Consider the following 18,847-nt stretch of genomic DNA (forward strand, 5'->3'; position numbering starts at 1 on the left):
CGTAGGCCATGACGACGGTGCGCGATCGCTCCGGGCCACAATCCGCCGCGTTGACCGAACCAATGCCGGTCACCATGCCGTCTGCTGGCGTGTTGGCCACCAGGTCCCCCTGGCTGCGCCGGGCGCGCTGCGCGGCCACCGCCAGGGCGCCGTACTCGATGAAGCTGCCCTCGTCGCACAGATCGGCCAGGTTTTCGCGCGCGGTTCGCAGGCCCAGGACATGGCGGCGCGCCACGGCATCGGGTCGCGCGGCGTCTTGCGTGAGCGCATCGCGGTTCAGCATCGCCTGCAGGTCGGGGCGCACCTGGCCCGGTGGATGCGGGTGGACCGACGCCTTGGCCGCCACGGCCGGGCTGGTTGCCACTGGCTCGGCACGCAGCAACACATCGTTCATCTGCACCGACTCTTCGGGCTCGAACAACAGCTCCAGCACCCGGGCATCGGACTCGGCACGCAGCTCGTGCTCCATCTTCATGGCTTCCAGCACCACCACCACGTCGCCGCGCCGCACGGAGTCACCCGGTGCGACGAGCCATTGAACGATCCGTGCCTGCAAGGGAGAACGCAAGAAATTCATGGCGGGATTCTGCGCTTCGTGACCTCCGACAAGGGTCGATGACGCGACACCTCACCCACCATGCAAACAGGCCCTGAAAAGGGCCTGCGACGGGAAAGAGCAGCGAAGAATCAATAAATATCGGAATCAGCCCATTGGGAAGACGGGCCGAAGTCGTTGGCCGTGACCGGGGTGTTGAGGTTGAGGACAAACACCACCTCGCCACCGAAACGACCCACGCCCAGGCTCTTCATGAGCTGCTGTTCCTGCTCGGGGCGCTCCATGCGCAAGAAACAGATGGCTTGCTTCGTGCCTTCGTGCATGGCGGTGAGGATGTCCAGGCGCGTGATGCGACCGAATTCGCTGCACAGTTGGTGCAGCGCTGATTTCAAGCTCGGCACATCGCTGTGCTGTCTGAGTTCTGCAAGTGTGCTCACAATCGACTCCCAAGTTCGTTTCTGTCGTTTGCGCTTTTTGGTCTGCGCCGGCGGCCCTAGGCGCTGGCGAGCGTGAATGGTAGCCCAGTTGCCGTGAAAACTAACAGTTTTGTTACAACTTGGCTTGGCAGCACCGCCTGCTGTGCGCTAGATCACATTCCGACTGTGATGAGAGCACCCGTCTGTGCAAACACCGTGACAACACTTCTGTATTCTCGAACCACCCCACCACCGGAAGTTCCTCATGCGACCCGCTTCCCCAGCACCCTCCGCCACAGCTTTCAACGCCGCCGAAACGACTTCAGAGGGTGTCTCGGGGGAGTTCGGGCAGAGGGGGGAATTTGATCGACTGGCCAGCTGGGCGGCCCGCATCGCGGGCGTCGGCGCTTCGGTGTTGTTCGACACGTCGCAGTGGCCGCCTCGGGTGTTGGGGTCCCATGGACTGGCACCGTCAGCCATCGCTGACGTCCCCCAGGCTGTTGCAGTGCTGTTCGCTGACGGCACCCAGGAATGCCGCTTGACGGACCCGGCGAACCATCCGGCCGAGACACACTTGCAGGCCTGGGCGGCCTTGTCGTCTCCGAACAACCTTCACTGGTGGCCACTGTCTGCGGCCGGCGGACGAACCGCATCGGCCGCGTTGCTCCTGAATGAGGATCCCGATCGCCCATGCGACACCCGCGACCCGGCGATGCAGGAACTCGCCGCTCACGCCATGGACACGGTGGCGCTGGTGCACCGGTGCGAGCAAAGCGAGTTGCGCAATGTGCAGATATTGCGGGAAAGCGAGAGCCGCCTGAACCTCACTGAGCACACCGCGGGCGCGGGGAGCTGGTCGATGCAGGTGGCCAGCGGCGAGCTGGCGCACTCCGACGAGTTCGCCAGCATCCTGGGTTTGGCGGATCACCGCCAGGTCACCTCGCTCGACACCATGGTGCAGCGCTACAACCCGGAGTGGCGCAGCGGGATTCGCCAACGGCTGGAGCGCTGCGCGCAAAGCGGCGAGGGATTCGACGAAGAAATCCAGATCATGGTGGACGGGGGGGTGTCCAAGTGGGTTCGTACCGTCAGCTCCGCCGTGCGTGGCATCGATGGTGAGATCGTTCGCATCCAGGGGGCGATCCAGGACATCTCGGCGCAGAAGCAGGCGCAACAGGACACACTGCGCCTGGCGATGCGGCTGACCACCACGCTGGCCAGCATCACCGAAGCCTTTGTGACGCTGGACCGCCAGTGCTGCTTCACCTATTTGAATCAGGAGAGCGAGCGCCTCCTGCAGAAAACCACCGCCGACCTGCTCGGCCAGGAGGTCTGGCACGACTTCAGTGGTGGTCTGGCCGAGCGGCTCAAGGACAAGCTCACCCGGTCACTCAACACCAACCGCCGGGTGGAGCTGGAAGACTTTTTCCCCACGCTGGGCAAATGGATGGAGGTGCGGGCGTATCCGTTTGCGGAAGGTCTGGCGGTGTATTTCCGCGATGTGACGGAACGCAGGCGCTCGCAGGAGCAGCTGATGCTGCTGGAGACCAGCGTGTCCCGGCTCAACGACATCGTGGCGATCGCGGAAACCGGCGCCGGCAGTCAGGAGCCACGCATCGTCTTCGTCAACGACGCGTTCGAGCAGCAAACCGGCTACACGCGCGCTGAAGTCATCGGGCAGACGCCACGCATCCTGCTGGAGCTGGATCCGGCCATGACCCACATGAACACCCTGGTCGCCAGTCTCCAGGACAACCAGCAAGCCCGCACCGAACTGATGGTGCGGCGCAAGAACGGCGCGCTCTTCTGGGTCGAGCTGGAGGTGGTGACGGTGCAGGCCACGGCCGAAGAAGTGACGCACTGGGTGGCCGTGGGCCGTGACATCACGCAGCGCAAGACGGCCGAGGACATGATCCGCCACCTGGCCTTCTACGACGCACTGACCGATCTGCCCAACCGCCAGCTGCTGCTGGACCGGTTGCAGCAGGCGCTGGCGGCCAGCGCGCGCACCGGCCAGTTCGGCGCACTCATGTTCATCGACCTGGACAACTTCAAGATCTTGAACGACACGCTGGGCCACCACATGGGCGACCAGTTGCTGCAGAAAGTGGCCTTGCGCCTGACGCAGAGCGTGCGCAAGAGCGACATGGTCGCGCGCCTGGGTGGTGACGAGTTCGTGGTGATGGTCGACGACCTGAGCACCGACGCCGAGGCGGCGGCCTACAAGGCGCGCGCCCTGGGCGAGAAAGTCCTCAAGACCCTGCGTGAACCCTTCCAGCTCACCGGCCACCAGCATTTCGCCACGCCCAGCATCGGCGTGACCTCGTTCAACGGCGACCAAAGCGATGTCGGCGAATTGCTCAAACAGGCAGACCTGGCCATGTACCAGGCCAAGTCGATGGGGCGCAACACGCTGTGCTTCTTCGATCCGGACATGCAGGCCACGGTCAGCGTCAATGCCGCGGTGAGCTCCGATCTTCGGATCGGGCTGCGCGAGGAGCAATTCATCCTGCACTACCAGCCGCAGGTGGACCGGGTGGGTGTCGTCACCGGCGTGGAGGCTCTGGTGCGCTGGAATCACCCCACACGCGGCCTGACCTGGCCCGCAGAGTTCATTCCGGTGGCCGAAGACACGGGCCTGATCCTGCCGCTGGGTCAGTGGGTGCTGGAAACCGCCTGCGAACAGCTGGCGATCTGGGCACACCGCCCGCAGACCGCCAGCCTGAGCATTGCCGTCAACGTGAGCGTGCGCCAGTTCCGCCACCCTGATTTCGTGGACATGGTGATGGCAGCGATCACGCGCACCGGCATCCGACCGCACCGCCTCAAGCTGGAACTCACCGAGAGTCTGCTGGCCGACCGCATGGAGATCACCATCGACAAGATGGGCATGCTCAAGGCGCTGGGCGTGACGCTCTCACTCGACGACTTCGGTGTGGGCTACTCGTCACTATCGGTGCTCAAGCGCCTGCCGCTGGACCAGCTCAAGATCGACAAGGGTTTCGTGGCCGACGTGCTGACCGACCCCAACGACGCTGCGATCTCGCGCGCCATCATCGCGCTGGCACAAAGTCTCAGCTTGCAAGTGGTGGCCGAAGGGGTGGAGACGCAGGAGCAGCGCGACTTCCTGGCCTACCAGGGCTGCGACCAGTTCCAGGGCCACCTGTTCTCCAAGCCCTTGCCCATCGAAGAGCTGGACGCGATGCTGGAGAACCCGACCTCGGGCATGGTCGTGGCGGGATGACACCCCCCGCGTCGCCTTCGGCGCCTCGCCCCTCTCTCGCCTGCGGCGGGAGGGGGGCGACAGCTTGGGCCGGCGGAGCCGGACCCTTGCTGTCCCTGGTTGGCGTTGGCTCGCTCGCCGGGCGGTCTCAGGCCGTGAACAGGGCCACGTTGCCGCCCGCCGCGGTGGTGTTGATGGTCAGGGTCTGCTCAGCGCAAAAGCGCAGCAGGTAGTTCGGCCCCCCGGCTTTGGGGCCGGTGCCGCTGAGACCCTCACCGCCGAAGGGCTGCACGCCCACCACGGCGCCGATCATGTTGCGGTTCACATAGACGTTGCCCACGCGCGCCGCACGGGCCAGCGCCTGCGCACGGCTGTCGATGCGGGTCTGGATGCCCAGTGTGAGTCCGTAACCCAGCGCGTTGATCTGCTGCACCACGGCCATCGGATCACCACCCCAGCGCACCACCTGCAGCACCGGGCCGAAGATCTCCTGCGTCACCTCGCCAATCGAAGCCACCTCGAACATCTGCGGCGCGATCACGTGCGGCAGCGCAGGCATGGAACGGCGGCTGTCCAGCAGTGGCGTGGCGTCGGTGTGCAGGCGCTGCACGTGGCGGGAGATGCCTTCAAACGCCTCGGCATCGATGACCGGGCCGAGGTCGGTGGCGAGATCGGAGGGATCGCCCGCCACCAGCTCCCTCGCGGCACCTTCGATCATTTCGATCACACCGTCGGCAATGGCCTCGTGCACACACAGCAGGCGCAGCGCAGAGCAGCGTTGGCCCGCGCTGCGGAACGCACTCTGCGCCACCGCGTCGGCCACCTGCTCGGGCAGCGCCGTGCTGTCCACCAGCATCGCGTTGATGCCGCCCGTCTCGGCGATCAGCGGAATGATCGGGCCGTCCTTGGCGGCCAGCGCGCGCTGGATGATCTTGGCCACCTGGGTGGAGCCGGTGAACACCACACCGGCGATGCCCGGTTGTGCCACGAGCGATGCGCCCACGGTCTCGCCCGGGCCATGCAGCAGTTGCAATGCGCCGGCGGGCACGCCGGCGGCGTGCAGCAGCTTCACCGCTTCGAGCGCAATGGCTGGCGTCTGCTCGGCCGGTTTGGCCAGCACGGTGTTGCCGGTGGCCAGGGCGGCGGCCACCTGGCCCGCGAAGATGGCCAACGGGAAGTTCCAGGGGCTGATGCAGACCCACGCGCCCCGGCCTTCCATGCGCAGCGTGTTGCTCTCGCCTGTGGGGCCGGGCAGCGTCTGCGGCGCCATCACGCGCTCGGCGTCGTTCGCGTAATAGCGCAAGAAATCGATGGCTTCGCGCACCTCCGACACCGCGTCGCCCCAGCCTTTGTGCGCTTCCTTCACCAGCAACGCACACAGGCGCGGCAGTTGCTGCTGCATGGCGTCGGCCGCGCGGCGCAGTGTGGCGGCGCGCTCGGCCACCGGCGTGTGGTTCCAGCCCGCGAAGGCCTGCACAGCCTTGCCCACAGCGGCCTGCGCTTCTGCGGCGGAGGCTTCGGGCACGGTGGGTACCACCAGCGCGGCGTGCGCGGCCAGCAGTGGGTCGCGGTGCACGACCACGGCCAGGTCCAGACCCAGGCTGTTGGGGCGCTTCAGGCCGTACAGGTCGGGGGGCAGCGGCAGGGTTGATGACATCGCCTCGGGCTTCGACTGCTCCAGCGGCGAGAGCAACAGCTCGTCCATGCCCACCGATTCGTCGGCGAGCTGGTGCACGAAGGAGGAGTTGGCGCCGTTCTCCAGCAGGCGGCGCACCAGGTAGGCCAGCAGGTCGCGGTGCGCGCCCACCGGCGCGTAGACACGGCAGGCCACCGCCGGGTTCTTCAACACCTCGCGGTAGATGCCCTCGCCCATGCCGTGCAGGCGCTGCAGTTCGAACGGGGCACCCTGACGCGTTGCCAGTTGAAGAATGGCCGCAATCGTTCCCGCGTTGTGCGTGGCGAACTGCGGGTAGATGGCTTCAGGCGCATTCAGCAAGGCCTGTGCGCACGCCAGGTAGCTCACATCGGTGTGTGGCTTCTGCGTGAACACCGGATAGGCCGGCAGCCCTTGCTCTTGCGCGCGCTTGATCTCCGCGTCCCAGTAGGCGCCTTTGACCAGGCGGCACATGAACTTGAGTTGGTATTGCCGCCCCAGGGCCGCCACATGCTCAATGAGCTCCACCGCGCGCGTCTGATAAGACTGCAGCGCCAGACCAAAACCCTGCCACTGCGGACAATGTTGCGCCACGAGCCTGGCCAACGCTTCGAACACTTCCAGCGAGAGTTCGAGCCGATCAACCTCCTCAGCGTCAATGGTCAGGTTCAGGTTGGCCGCAGCCGCGCCTTCGCACAGCTGCCACACGCGCGGCACGAGTTCGCGCATCACGCGCTCGTGCTGCGCATCTTCGTAGCGCGGGTGCAGGGCGCTGAGCTTGATGGAAATGCCGTCGTTCTGACTCGGTGCACGCTGGGGGTCGGCCGTGCGGGCGATGGCCGCGATCGCGTTCTGGTAGCTCGCGAGATAGCGCAGCGCGTCGGCGTCGGTGCGCGCGCCCTCGCCCAGCATGTCGAAGCTGAAACTCAGGTTGACCTGGCGCTTGCGCGCCGACGCCGCTTCCTTCATGCCCTCTTCGATCGTCTGTCCCAGCACGAACTGGCGGCCGAGCAACTGCACCGCGCGCAGTGTGGCGGCCACGACCGTGCGCGCGCCGAGCTTGACCATGAGGCCCGGCTCGTTGCCCGCTTCGGGCAGGAACTTCTTCGACATCGCGATCGCGGTCGACGACAGCCGCGCCAGTGTGGAGTCGGCGGCGCCGTCGAAATCGGCACGACCCAACTGGTCGGCCGTGAGCGCGATCGCGGTCTCAGCATCGGGCACGCGCAGCAGCGCCTCGGCCAAGCGCATCAGCGCCAGGCCCTCGGCGCTGGAGATCGGGTATTCCTTGAGCAGGCTTTCCATGGCCCAGAACGGCGGCGGGTTCTCACGCACCGAGCGCACCCAGGGCGCGGCCTGCGTGGCCGCGGCGGCCCAATCGAGTGCGCCCTGCAACGCGCTCAGGCGGTGGGCCAACACCCCGGCTTCGGGGCGGTAGGGGAAGGGCAGGCGGTCGGTGGTGCGCGGCATGAAAAGCTCCAGAGCAGACGTTGATTTGCGAATCTGCGTATGTTCACGCCTTCTATGCCGAACTTTTCACTAAAAATCTCACCCCAACTGGATAATTCACGCCCATGAATCCCCATGCCGCCGAACCGGACCGCATCGACCTCAAGATCCTCAAGCTATTGCAGGCCGACGGCCGCCTCACCAACCTCAAGCTGGCCGAGGCGGTGACGCTCTCGCCCACCGCCGTGCTCGCGCGCACCCAGCGCCTGCAGCGCGACGGCTTCATCCTGGGGTACGAGGCACGGCTGAACCCGCTCAAGCTCGGGCGAGGAATGATGGTGTTCGTGGAGGTGCTGCTCGACCGCACCACGCCCAACGTGTTCAATGAATTCAAGGCCGCGGTACAGGTGCGCGACGAAATCATGGAATGCCACATGGTCGCCGGCGGCTTCGACTACCTGCTCAAGACCCGCATGGCCGACATGGCCGCCTACCGAGAGTTCGCCGGCAGCGTGCTGTGGCAACTGCCGGGCGTGCGCGAGACGCGCACGTATGCGGTGATGGAAGAGGTGAAGAACAGTTCGCAGCTGCCTTTGTGAGGACACAACGACCCAGTGCTGATGCAGCATCTACTCCTGTGAAGGCGACTCGCAGGTCATGCGCCTTTGTTCATATTCCCAGCGCAGAAGCGCGTGCTGCTGAGACCTCTCATACTCTGCCTCCTCGTGCATACGAAAGGCCTCCGAATGGGCAAGAAGCGCTTCATGGTTCAGAAGGGCTCCGGCTTTGGCCCAGAATGGCTCTCGCCAGACGTGTTTGTCTTCGAGCTGGCTTGACCAGCGCGACAAGAACCCCGACTGAAACTCGATGAATGGCTTCAATACCGACGTGTTGACGTAGGACACCGAGTAGTTGACGAACGCCCCCGAGTAGGTCATTTCGTTCAAGTGCACGACAGTGCCGTCCGGCACATCTCCCAATGCCACCAGTTCAGCGGGCGTACCCAACTGAATCTCCACCATATGCATCTGGATTGGGACCTTTTGATATGTGCACTCAATGGAAGGCGAGGAGTCAGCAAAACCTTCCAAAGGAACTCCATACGCGCACTCCACGTAGCCGTTCATTCCTTCACCCAAATAGTGCGTGCTGGCTTGTCTGACGCCTGAATAAGGTAGGAGCCCTGATTTGCTCCATCCACGATACTCACTGAACTTCCACAGCACACCAGCCGTATCTTTTTCAACAACCTTCTCGAGCTTGTGCGAGGCCTCATGCGGCGCATAGACGGCGGCGGGTGCAAGCCCTCCTTGCCAGTCGCGATAAACGAAGTCTGGATACGGAGGCATCGGTCTGCGTGGTGCGGCGTCGAGTTCACGCAATGCGGTCATCACATCGTTGCGAATCCTCCCGGATGTGGGCACTGCGGGATTGAGGTAGATCTCCAGCAGGCCGTGCCCGATCAGGTCGCGAGCGCCGTTGAGCCCGGGCGGACGGTCCACATACGGCTGGATCACGTCCGTGTTGGGGGCAACGGTTCCGGTGAGTCTCAATCCATTGATGACGATGTCCTTGTCCGCCAGGGAATGCCGTCCCGACAGACTGGGCGACGCGGGCGCGACGTGCACCACCCGCACATACTCATTGCCCGTCTTGCCAACCGCGTGCGTGTAGGCTTGGTTCACAAACAGGTTGCCCTGGGAGTGCGCCAGGAAAAGCATCTTCTGATTCAAGCTGGCCCAGTGGTTGATCTGCGCCTGGTGTCGAGCCGAGACCTCGGCGAGACTGGGATTGCCGAACTGGGACGTCAGCACCTGCATAAGCTTGGCCAGAAAGGTGTCGAAAAGACTCTTGAGCAAATTGCCCAGCGCCGGAATGGCTTCGATCAAAGCATCCCACCAACCACCCTCCCCCTTCGCGGCCGAGAAAAACAATTCGAAACGCCCGGCGAGCAGACCGTTCTGCTCCTGCAGCCGCTGCTCGAAGGTTTCCACAAAATCAGAGAACCCTTGGGTGTCGTTGTAGAAGAGTTCGTAGGTGATGGGTTTGCCGGCGGGAGTGTTGGAGGGATACAACTGCCCGAGCACCACCAAAGCATTGTTGGCGCTTTCCTTGGTTGTTTGCACTCCATTGAAGAATCCAAAAACCACTCCATCTGCCTCGCACGCTTCTTGAGCGAGAGCCGACAGCGGGAGCGACAACACGAATGCGACCATTCCACGGGCGCCGGCACAAAGCCATCGTTTTGCAATTTCATTCACATGAATCTCCCTTGGGCAACTGGGAGACTGTTCCGCTCACCGCCTTGTTGTATGCGAGATAGGCAAGCAGGCGACCTTTGGTGTTTGTTGTCATTGCCTCAATGTCGCGAGACATTGCATATGCCTCAGGAAAGCGCTCCAACCCAGAAAATACAAGTCCACGACACTTGGCAGCCCGCACTCCTGCCTTAGATACCTCTTCGAGTTTCACTGCATCAGTTTTGTCCACCAGGAGCGTCTGCTGTAACGCCCGACCCGTTTGCATTGCCGCCGCCCTCTCCGGCGCCACGGTGTACTTCTTCTCGATGTATCGCTCGATGTCGTCCCGCACGCCGTTGGCATTCGCATCAATCCCCGCGATGCTGTCGGTGCGATCCAGTGTGGGCAGCGCACCGCTCGCTTCGAGCTGGGCAATCTGTTCCTGTGGCGTGAGCGCCGCCCCCGAACTCGCGACACCCCCGCCACCGCAGGCGGCCAGAGCCGACGCGAGTGCCATCGACGCAAACAGCGCGCGAAATCTCTTCAATTCATTCATGGTGTTTCCTCCCTGTGTCGATGAACCGCCGGGCTCAACACAGCGCTGCGTTGATCTGCCGGCGGCGAGCAGTGTAGGTTTAAAGAACTACAACGCGGACACTGGGGGAGGTACGAAATTACTCAAGTGCGTACTTGTGATCCATTTGACACAGCCGTTGACAGCTTGGGCGGCCTTCGCACAATTGGTGCACCACCTCAAGGAACTCACATGTCACGCATTTCGCTGGTCTTGCTGCTGAGCACCCTCTGCGTCACCACCGCCCACGCCCAAAGCACCAAACCCGGCTTGTGGGAAATCAACCAGAAGATGGGCGGCAGTGCCGAGATGGACCAGGCCATGGCGCAGATGCAAAAGCAGATGGCTGGCATGTCGCCCGCAGAGAAAAAGATGATGCAGGACATGCTGGGAAAACAAGGCATGACGATGTCCACACCCGGCGCCGGTGGCGGCATGGCCATGAAGGTCTGCATCACGCCCGAGATGGCGGCAAAGCAAGACATGCCGGTGCAGACCGAAGGCGACTGCACCACCACCATCACCTCTCGCAGCGCCAACACCCTCAAGATGAACTTCGTCTGCAAAAACCCGCCGTCCACGGGCGAAGGCACCTACACCTTCAGTGGCGACACCGCTTACACCATGAAGATGCTGATGAAGACCACGCAGCAGGGCAAGCCGGTGAGCACGACACTGGACGGGCAGGGCAAGTGGTTGTCGGCCAATTGCGGAACCGTCAAACCACTGAAGTGACTTTGGCCGGTCGGCTGCCGAACACGGCCCGGCCCACGCGCACCATCGTCGAGCCCGCGGCCACGGCGGCCTCCAGGTCGTCGCTCATGCCCATGGACAAGGTGTCGAGCGCCAGGCCCTGTGCATTGAGTTGATCAAACAGCCGCTTGGCGCGCAAAAACAGATCGCGCTGGGTCTCGAAATCGGGCGCTGGCTCGGGAATGCACATGAGTCCGCGCAACCGCAAGCGGGGCAGTCGCGCCACCGCCAGCGCCAGCTCCGCCAAGGCTTCGGGCGCCACGCCCGACTTGTTCGCCCCGCCATCCACGTTGACCTGCAGGCAAACCTGAAGCGGTGGAAGCTGGGCGGGCCGTTGTTCGCTCAAGCGTTGTGCGATCTTGAGTCGATCCACCGACTGAACCCAGTCGAAGTGTTCCGCCACCGGCCGCGTTTTGTTGCTTTGCAACGGTCCGATGCAATGCCACTGCAGTGCAGCGACGGGACGCAACCGCCGCAGCGCCTCGATCTTTTCCGTGCCTTCCTGCACGTAGTTTTCGCCAAAAGCGTGCTGGCCGGCGGCCAGGGCCAGACAGACGGCGTCTGCATCGAACGTCTTGGAAACCGCGAGCAATGCAACCTCGCTCACATCCCGATCTGCCGCCTTGCAAGCCCGCGCCAGACGCTCGTGAACCTGTTGGAGATTGCCTTCAATGGTCGTCATAATCAGTCGTCATACCTCAACACCGCACGGGACCCCGGGATGGATATCACCCAATTGCTCGCCTTCAGCGTCAAGAACAAAGCATCCGATCTTCACCTCTCGGCCGGTCTCCCACCCATGATACGGGTGCATGGTGACGTGCGACGGATCAACGTCGAACCGCTGGACCACAAGCAGGTCCACGGCATGGTGTACGACATCATGAACGACAGCCAGCGCAAGCAATACGAAGAGTTCCTGGAGTGCGACTTCTCGTTCGAGATCGAAGGCTTGTCGCGTTTTCGCGTCAACGCTTTCAACCACAACCGGGGTGCGGGCGCGGTGTTCCGCACCATCCCGAGCAAGATCCTGACGCTGGAGCAACTCAACGCGCCCAAGATCCTCGGTGACCTGGCCTTGCGCCCGCGCGGTCTGGTGCTGGTGACCGGCCCCACGGGCTCGGGCAAGTCGACCACGCTGGCCGGCATGGTCAACCACCTCAACGAAACCGAGTACGGCCACATCCTCACCGTGGAAGACCCGGTGGAGTTCGTGCATGAGTCCAAGAAGTGTCTGGTGAACCAGCGCGAGGTCGGTCCACACACCTTGAGCTTTGCCAACGCGCTGCGCTCGGCCTTGCGCGAAGACCCCGACGCGATCCTGGTGGGCGAGATGCGCGACCTGGAAACCATCCGCCTGGCCATGACGGCCGCAGAGACCGGCCACCTGGTCTTCGGCACGCTGCACACCTCGAGCGCCGCCAAGACGATCGACCGCATCATCGACGTGTTTCCGGCCGAAGAGAAAGACATGGTGCGAGCCATGTTGTCCGAATCGTTGGTGGCCGTGATCTCGCAGACGCTGTGCAAGACCAAGGACGGCACGGGCCGCGTGGCGGCCCATGAAATCATGCTGGGCACCAGCGCGATCCGCAACCTGATCCGCGAGGCCAAGGTGGCACAGATGTACTCGGCCATCCAGACCGGCAGCAACGCGGGCATGCAGACGCTGGACCAGAACCTCTCGGAGCTGGTCAAGCGCAACGTGATCAGCCCGGCCGAAGCACGCGGCAAAGCCAAGATCCCGGAAAACTTCCCAGGCTAGACATGACGACCCCCACGCTCCACCGCTGCGCGGGTCGCTGCCCCCCGAGGGGGCTGGCCTTGCTTGGGGCGGCCCTGCGCGGCGGCCGCCTCTGCTGATCTAAAGGACTCTTTAATGGAACGCGACCAGGCATCGAAATTCGTCAACGACTTGCTGCGCCTGATGCTCAGCCGCGGTGGCAGCGACCTCTTCCTCACCGCCGATTTCCCGCCGGCCATCAAGGTCGACGGATCGGTGGTCAAGGTGTCGCCTCAGCCGCTGAACGGGTCGCACACGCTGGCGCTGGCGCGCGCCATCATGAACGACAAGCAGGCCGCCGAGTTCGAGCGCACCAAGGAGTGCAACTTCGCGATCTCGCCGCCCGCCATTGGGCGTTTCCGCGTGAGCGCTTTCATCCAGCAGGGCAAGGTCGGCATGGTGATGCGGACCATTCCCGCCGTGCTGCCCACCATCGACAAGCTCGGTTTGCCGCAGGTGCTCAAGGACGTGGTACTGGCCAAGCGCGGCCTGTGCATCCTGGTGGGCGCCACGGGTTCGGGCAAGTCCACGTCGCTGGCGGCCATGGTCGACTGGCGCAACGAGAACACGCACGGCCACATCATCACCATTGAAGACCCGGTGGAGTTCGTGCACCCGCACAAGAACTGTGTGGTGACGCAGCGCGAAGTGGGTCTGGACACCGACAGCTGGGAAGCGGCACTCAAGAACACGCTGCGCCAGGCGCCCGACGTGATCCTGATGGGCGAGATCCGCGACCGCGAGACCATGGAACACGCGATCCAGTTCTCGGAGACCGGTCACCTGTGCCTGGCCACCCTGCACGCCAACAGCGCCAACCAGGCGCTGGACCGCATCATCAACTTCTTCCCCGAAGAGCGTCGCGCGCAGCTGCTGATGGACCTCTCGCTCAATCTGCGCGCTCTGGTGTCGCAGCGCCTGATTCCACGCCAGGACAACAAGGGTCGCCACGCAGCCGTGGAGATCATGCTCAACTCGCCACTGATCTCGGACCTGATCTTCAAGGGCGATGTGGCCGAGATCAAGGAGATCATGAAGAAGAGCAACCAGATGGGCATGCAGACGTTTGACCAGGCGCTCTTCAACGCCTTCGAAGCCAATCTGATCACGTTTGAAGACGCGCTGCGCAACGCAGACTCGCTCAACGATCTGCGCTTGCAGATCAAGCTCAACAGCCAGCGGGCCAAGACGCTGGATCTGGCTGCGGGCACCGAGCACCTCACGATAGTTTGACCCACCCCCGCGCCGCACCTGCGGTGCGTCACCCCCTCAGGGGGCAATGCCTGCGGCCTGGCAAAGCCAGTTCCGCGGCATTCTTGAAAACACCAAAGAGACCATCTCATGAGCAACATTGCAGAGAAAACCTACGAATCCGTGACCCCCAAGAAGGTGGCCTTCATCGGCCTGGGTGTCATGGGCTATCCCATGGCGGGGCACCTGGCGCGCGCGGGTCATTCGGTCACGGTGTACAACCGCTCCACGGCCAAGGCTGCCGCCTGGGCTGCCGAGTTCGGTGGTGGGCACAAGCCCACGCCGCGTGAAGCAGCGCAGGGCGCCGACATCGTGTTTGCCTGTGTGGGCAACGACGACGACCTGCGCTCCATCACGCTGGGGGCCGACGGTGCGTTCGCCGGCATGGCTTCAGGCGCAATCTTTGTGGACCACACCACGGCTTCGGCCGACGTGGCGCGCGAGCTGTACCAAGCCGCCAAAACCCTGGGTCTGTCGTTCGTGGATGCCCCCGTGTCGGGTGGTCAGGCCGGTGCCGTCAATGGCTTGCTGACCGTGATGTGCGGTGGTGACGCTGCGGCTTTCGACGCGGTGAAGCCTGCGGCCATGGCGTTCTCGCGCGCCTTCACGCTGCTCGGCGAGACCGGCGCCGGCCAGCTGACCAAGATGGTCAACCAGATCTGCATCGCCGGCTTGGTCCAAGGCCTGTCGGAAGCCATCGCCTTCGGCCAGAAGGCCGGGCTGGACATGAACCAGGTGCTGGACGTGATCGGCAAGGGTGCGGCGCAGAGCTGGCAGCTCGACAACCGGGGCAAGACCATGGTGGCCGACAAGTTCGACTTCGGCTTTGCGGTGGACTGGATGCGCAAGGACCTGGGCCTGGTGCTCGACGAGGCCAAGCGCAACGGTGCGCGCCTGCCGGTCACCGCCCTGGTGGACCAGTTTTATGCGGATGTGCAGGCCATGGGCGGCAACCGCCTGGACACTTCCAGCCTGATCAAACGCCTGAAATGAACGCAGCGCCGAGGCGCCGCGTTCATTTCATTTTGCTTCGTTGGCCGCCGGCCTGGGCTGCAGGTTGGCGAGTTCCTGCTCGGTGATGATCTCGAAGGAACGCACCACGCGCGACACACCTGGTGTGTTGCGTGCGACGTCGGTGGCGCGGTCGGCTTCGCGCTGTGTCACGCGGCCCATCAGATACACCGTGCCGCGCTCCGTGATCACCTTGAAAGCGCTGGCCGTGAGGTCTTTGGCATCCACCAATGAAGCCTTGAGGCGACCCGTGACCAACGTGTCTGTGGCACGCTCCTTGAGCGTGGGGCTGGTGGTCACACCGAGTTCGTTGATGACCTCACGCACGTTGGCCACGCCCGAGACGATCTGTGTGATCTGCGTCTTGACGGCCTCGCTCGCTGCTTCGCCGGTCAACAGAACGCGGCGGTTGTAACTGGTCACAGCGACACGGGCACGCGCATCGCCCAGTTCGTCTTTCAGGCGGTTGTTCGCGCGCAATTCGATGCCCTGATCATCCAGCTGGGCGCCCGAGGTGCGGCGGTCCACCGCCACCAGGGCACCACCCACCGCGCCTCCCACGATCAGGGGTGCACAAGCGGACAGGCCAACGGTCAACGCGACGGCAGCGAGTACACCAGCGGCAACACGGCTGCGAACGGCAAAAGGGACATGGCTCATGAGGAACTCTCCTGTTCGTTGGTCAAGACGTCGGGCAGGCCCAGCAGCTGGGCGTCCACACCGTCGCAAATGCAGTGCAGCACCAGGTGATGCACTTCAAGAATCCGGGCGGCGAGGTCGTGCGGCACGCAGATGTGCACATCGGTGTCGCGCAGCAGGAGCGCCAGCTGGCCGCCGCGCGCACCGGTGAGGGCCACCACGGTCATGTCGCGTTCGTGCGCGGCCTCCACCGCCGCCAGCACGTTGGACGAATTGCCCGAGGTGGTGAGCGCCAGCAGCACGTCACCGGCCTGGCCGAGCGCGCGCACCTGGCGGGCGTAGACCGAGCGCACATCGAAGTCGTTGGCGATGCCGGTGAGCACCGCGGCATCGGCCGAGAGCGAGAACGCAGCCAGCTCGGGACGCTCGCGGTCGTAGCGGCCGACGAAGCTCGCGGCGAAGTGCTGGGCGGCGGCGGCCGATGCGCCGTTGCCGCACGAGAGCACCTTGCCACCGCCGGTGACGCTGGCGAGCACCGCGTTGGTCGCGGCTTCGACCACCGGCGCGAGCGACTGCGCGCACTGGTACTTCAGATCGGCACTGTCGATGAACTGTTGCTGGATACGTTGCAGAAGCATGGGGCGATCATAGCGGTGGGGTCTGTATCAAATTGCGCCGGAGGCATCGAAGGCCGCGCGCAGCCACTCGATGTGGCCGCTGGCGCCGTCGATCAGCACCGCGTCGAAACGGCATGGGGGTTCTGAGCCCAGGCGCAGCAAAAAGTGCCGCGCGGCAAACACGATGCGGCGCTGCTTGAGCGGCGTGACGCTGGCACCCGCGCCGCCCTGGCGCTGGCTGGCGCGCTGACGCACCTCGATGAAGACCAGCGTGCCGTCGGGCTCACGCATAATCAAATCGATCTCGCCACCGCCCCGTCCAGGGGTCTTGAAATTGCGCTGAACCAGCTTCAGGCCCTGGCGCTGCAGGTGCAACAGCGCGGCGTCTTCGGCCGCGTCACCCCGGGCCTTGGTGGTCGGTGCAGGCGCCCCCTGTTTTGGAGACGCCACCAGCGCCCCCTGTTTTCTGGAACTCCACATTGTCTGCAAGCTCTCCATCCCTGTTGGCGGCCGCGCGCGACGCGGCGGCGCACCAGCATTATCCGCAGGGCGCGCTCTACATGGTCGCCACACCCATCGGCAACCTGGCCGACATCGGCCTGCGCGCGCTGCAGGTGCTCTCGCTGGTGGACACCGTGGCCTGCGAAGACACGCGCCACACCGCCGCGCTGCTGCAGGGCTACGGCCTGCACAAGCCGCTGCTGGCCCTGCACGAGCACAACGAGGCCGAGGCGGCGCAGACGGTGGTGCAGCGCCTGCAGGCCGGCCAGCGCGTGGCCTATGTGAGCGACGCCGGCACGCCCGGCGTGAGCGACCCGGGCGCCCGCCTGGTGGCCGCCGTGAACGCAGCGGGCCTGCGCAGCGTGCCGATCCCCGGCGCCAGCAGCATCACCGCCTTGCTCAGTGTCTCGGGCACGGTGGCGGGCAAGGGGGGCTGGGACGGGCGCTTCGTGTTCGCCGGCTTTTTGGCCAGCAAGGCGGCCGAACGGCAGCGTGAGGTGCAGTTGATCGGCGCCGATGCGCGCGCGTGCGTGCTGCTCGAAGCCCCGCACCGCATCGAGGCGCTGGCCAAAGATCTGGGGCTGCTGGGCGAACGCATGCTCACCTTGGGCCGGGAACTCACCAAACAGTTCGAGGAAGTGGCCCACCTGAAGGCGCAGGACTTCACCGCCTGGCTGCAGGCCAACGCCAACCGCACGCGCGGTGAATTCGTGTTGCTGGTGCACCCGCAGCCAGCCCCTGCCGAGACAGAAGGAACCGTGGATGCGGCTGCGTTGCGCACACTGGATGTGCTGTTGAAAGAGTTGCCCTTGAAAACCGCAGTGAAGCTGTGCGCCGAGATCACCGGTCAGCCCCGCAACGCGCTCTACGACGCCGCACTGGCGCGGCGCCAAGGCGGCGCCGGTTCAGACGACTGAGGTCAGCGGATCACGCGCGCCATCGGGTCCTGCCCGGAGCGCGGGACCGGTGCATCGGGTACCTCGTGGGCCTGGACGTCGACCACATCGCCCATCGGCTGGGCTGGGCCACGGCCCGGCCACACGCCCTGGGTGTATCGCTGCGAGGTCTCGCGGAAGCGGTTGAACACCACCAGGGGTGCGGGCTTGCGGCCGGTGATCAGCGCCCAGAGCGAGACCCCCAGCACCACCACCAGCGTGGCCAGCAGCAGGCTGAGCACGAACGCCAGCGCCATCAGGCCGAGCGCGAGCTTGAGAACACCGCGCAACAGGCGGGCGAAAAAGTCGAATAAACCGTTCATATGGTGACTGAGCCCCAAGGGCCGGTGTTGGTTCCGCGGTCAGGCTGTGCACCGATCCAGCCCACACCGGTGTCCGGGCCAAACAATTCGCACATGGAGCCATTGTCCGCGGATGCAAGGTCTGCCGGCGCACCGACGGTCGTCACACCGGCCCGTGAAACTGACTGCTATGCTGACCGTTGCTCGCGCGCACAGCCCGCGCGAGGTCCATCCAAGGCCCCCCATGAAACCGATTTACCAGTACTTTTTCCGCGGCCTGATCACCTTCCTGCCGCTGGCCATCACGGTCTATGTGTTCTACCTCACCGTGGCCTGGATCGAGTCGATCGCCATGTGGATGATCCGCCCCTTCATCGGCGACTTCTACCTGCCCGGCCTGGGCATCGTGCTGGGCGCGGGGCTCATCCTCGGGCTGGGCTTCCTGATCTCGCAGCCCAACGTGGCGCGCTGGCTCTCGTGGATCGAACTGCCGTTCACCAACCTGCCGGTGGTCAAAAGCATCTACTCCTCGCTCAAGAGTTTTGCCGACTATTTCTCGCCCCACAAGGACACCCCGCAGCAGGCCGTGGTGGTGCTGCGCATGCCCGGCAACGAGATGTCCATCGTCGGGCTGGTCACGCGCCAGAACATGCAGGGCCTGCCGCCCGCGCTGGCCGAGCTGGACCAGGTGGCCGTGTACCTGCCCATGGGCTACATGATTGGCGGCTACACCGTCTTCGTGCCGCGCAGCTGGATCACACCGATCGAGATGTCGGTTGAGGAGGCCATGCGTTCTTCGTTGCTGGCCTGGATGGCGTCGAACCGCAACGGCGACAAGCCCGCCACCCCGGATCCCACCGAGTTCAACCGCTCCGCCCCATGAGCGCCGCCCGGCCGTTCCGAAGGCGCTCAGCCCCGCAGTGCGCGGCACGGAGGGTAGTCC

Annotated in this window: 18 protein-coding genes; 8 read left to right on the plus strand and 10 right to left on the minus strand. The window is 64.5% G+C overall.

Going from position 1 to position 18,847, the window contains the following annotated elements:
• Both IV113_RS11860 and IV113_RS11865 read right to left on the minus strand, forming a co-directional pair.
• On the minus strand, positions 1-577 hold a 577-nt coding region (locus IV113_RS11860; RefSeq protein WP_291084970.1), incomplete at its 3' end, for a biotin/lipoyl-containing protein.
• Between the two features lie 110 nt (positions 578-687).
• Positions 688-993 carry an RNA-binding protein gene (locus IV113_RS11865; protein WP_056266355.1) on the minus strand — a complete coding sequence of 102 codons (306 nt, stop codon included), beginning with the start codon at positions 991-993 and terminating at the stop codon, positions 688-690.
• Between the two features lie 244 nt (positions 994-1,237).
• Here IV113_RS11865 and IV113_RS11870 point away from each other — a divergent pair, with 244 nt between their 5' ends.
• On the plus strand, positions 1,238-4,216 hold the full coding sequence (locus IV113_RS11870) for an EAL domain-containing protein (RefSeq protein ID WP_291084975.1): 2,979 nt from the start codon (positions 1,238-1,240) through the stop codon (positions 4,214-4,216).
• 127 nt (positions 4,217-4,343) lie between these two features.
• On the opposite strand, the gene IV113_RS11875 is transcribed toward IV113_RS11870, so the two are convergent.
• Positions 4,344-7,319 carry an L-glutamate gamma-semialdehyde dehydrogenase gene (locus IV113_RS11875; RefSeq protein ID WP_291084978.1) on the minus strand — a complete coding sequence of 992 codons (2,976 nt, stop codon included), beginning with the start codon at positions 7,317-7,319 and terminating at the stop codon, positions 4,344-4,346.
• A 104-nt stretch (positions 7,320-7,423) separates the two neighbouring features.
• On the opposite strand from IV113_RS11875, the gene IV113_RS11880 reads away from it, so the two are divergent.
• Positions 7,424-7,897, plus strand: a complete 474-nt coding sequence (locus tag IV113_RS11880; protein ID WP_291084981.1) for an Lrp/AsnC ligand binding domain-containing protein — start codon at positions 7,424-7,426, stop codon at positions 7,895-7,897.
• A gap of 30 nt (positions 7,898-7,927) precedes the next feature.
• Here IV113_RS11880 and IV113_RS11885 read toward each other — a convergent pair whose 3' ends face one another.
• Both IV113_RS11885 and IV113_RS11890 read right to left on the minus strand, forming a co-directional pair.
• A complete protein-coding gene (locus IV113_RS11885; RefSeq protein WP_291084983.1) occupies positions 7,928-9,559 on the minus strand; it encodes a hypothetical protein in 1,632 nt (543 codons plus the stop codon).
• Entirely contained in the window at positions 9,552-10,094 is a 543-nt protein-coding gene (locus IV113_RS11890) for a hypothetical protein (RefSeq protein ID WP_291084986.1), read from the minus strand. Before IV113_RS11890 ends, IV113_RS11885 begins: the two co-directional genes overlap by 8 nt.
• Positions 10,095-10,304: 210 nt before the next feature.
• Here IV113_RS11890 and IV113_RS11895 point away from each other — a divergent pair, with 210 nt between their 5' ends.
• Positions 10,305-10,847, plus strand: coding sequence for a DUF3617 domain-containing protein (locus IV113_RS11895; RefSeq protein ID WP_291084989.1), 543 nt, complete (start codon positions 10,305-10,307; stop codon positions 10,845-10,847).
• Here IV113_RS11895 and IV113_RS11900 read toward each other — a convergent pair.
• The gene (locus IV113_RS11900) at positions 10,831-11,547 is read right to left on the minus strand and encodes a YggS family pyridoxal phosphate-dependent enzyme (protein ID WP_291084992.1); all 717 of its coding nucleotides are present in this window, start codon (positions 11,545-11,547) and stop codon (positions 10,831-10,833) included. The genes IV113_RS11895 and IV113_RS11900 overlap by 17 nt on opposite strands.
• Positions 11,548-11,586: 39 nt before the next feature.
• Here IV113_RS11900 and IV113_RS11905 point away from each other — a divergent pair, with 39 nt between their 5' ends.
• The 3 genes from IV113_RS11905 (at position 11,587) to IV113_RS11915 (ending at position 14,892) form a co-directional block, all read left to right on the plus strand.
• On the plus strand, positions 11,587-12,630 hold the full coding sequence (locus IV113_RS11905) for a type IV pilus twitching motility protein PilT (RefSeq protein ID WP_291084995.1): 1,044 nt from the start codon (positions 11,587-11,589) through the stop codon (positions 12,628-12,630).
• 114 nt (positions 12,631-12,744) lie between these two features.
• The gene (locus IV113_RS11910; protein WP_291084998.1) at positions 12,745-13,881 is read left to right on the plus strand and encodes a PilT/PilU family type 4a pilus ATPase; all 1,137 of its coding nucleotides are present in this window, start codon (positions 12,745-12,747) and stop codon (positions 13,879-13,881) included.
• Between the two features lie 108 nt (positions 13,882-13,989).
• Complete coding sequence (locus tag IV113_RS11915) at positions 13,990-14,892, plus strand: NAD(P)-dependent oxidoreductase (protein WP_291085001.1); 903 nt, start codon at positions 13,990-13,992, stop codon at positions 14,890-14,892.
• 27 nt (positions 14,893-14,919) lie between these two features.
• Here the strand turns inward: IV113_RS11915 and IV113_RS11920 are convergent, their stop codons facing one another.
• From IV113_RS11920 to IV113_RS11930, 3 genes are read right to left on the minus strand one after another with little or no spacing between them, the layout of a single operon-like run.
• Positions 14,920-15,570 carry a BON domain-containing protein gene (locus IV113_RS11920; RefSeq protein ID WP_291085004.1) on the minus strand — a complete coding sequence of 217 codons (651 nt, stop codon included), beginning with the start codon at positions 15,568-15,570 and terminating at the stop codon, positions 14,920-14,922.
• Positions 15,567-16,187, minus strand: coding sequence for an SIS domain-containing protein (locus IV113_RS11925; RefSeq protein ID WP_291085007.1), 621 nt, complete (start codon positions 16,185-16,187; stop codon positions 15,567-15,569). Before IV113_RS11925 ends, IV113_RS11920 begins: the two co-directional genes overlap by 4 nt.
• A gap of 27 nt (positions 16,188-16,214) precedes the next feature.
• The gene (locus IV113_RS11930) at positions 16,215-16,646 is read right to left on the minus strand and encodes a YraN family protein (RefSeq protein WP_291085010.1); all 432 of its coding nucleotides are present in this window, start codon (positions 16,644-16,646) and stop codon (positions 16,215-16,217) included.
• Between IV113_RS11930 and rsmI the strand changes: the two genes are divergently transcribed.
• A complete protein-coding gene (gene rsmI, locus IV113_RS11935) occupies positions 16,646-17,584 on the plus strand; it encodes a 16S rRNA (cytidine(1402)-2'-O)-methyltransferase (RefSeq protein ID WP_291085013.1) in 939 nt (312 codons plus the stop codon). The genes IV113_RS11930 and rsmI overlap by 1 nt on opposite strands.
• A gap of 2 nt (positions 17,585-17,586) precedes the next feature.
• Here rsmI and IV113_RS11940 read toward each other — a convergent pair whose 3' ends face one another.
• Positions 17,587-17,925, minus strand: a complete 339-nt coding sequence (locus tag IV113_RS11940) for a hypothetical protein (protein ID WP_291085015.1) — start codon at positions 17,923-17,925, stop codon at positions 17,587-17,589.
• Positions 17,926-18,148: 223 nt separating this feature from the next.
• Here IV113_RS11940 and IV113_RS11945 point away from each other — a divergent pair, with 223 nt between their 5' ends.
• Positions 18,149-18,787, plus strand: a complete 639-nt coding sequence (locus IV113_RS11945) for a DUF502 domain-containing protein (RefSeq protein ID WP_291085018.1) — start codon at positions 18,149-18,151, stop codon at positions 18,785-18,787.
• Positions 18,788-18,847: the final 60 nt, after the last annotated feature.

Origin of the sequence: Hydrogenophaga sp. (genome assembly GCF_018780385.1) — a bacterium.
Classification (GTDB): domain Bacteria; phylum Pseudomonadota; class Gammaproteobacteria; order Burkholderiales; family Burkholderiaceae_C; genus Hydrogenophaga.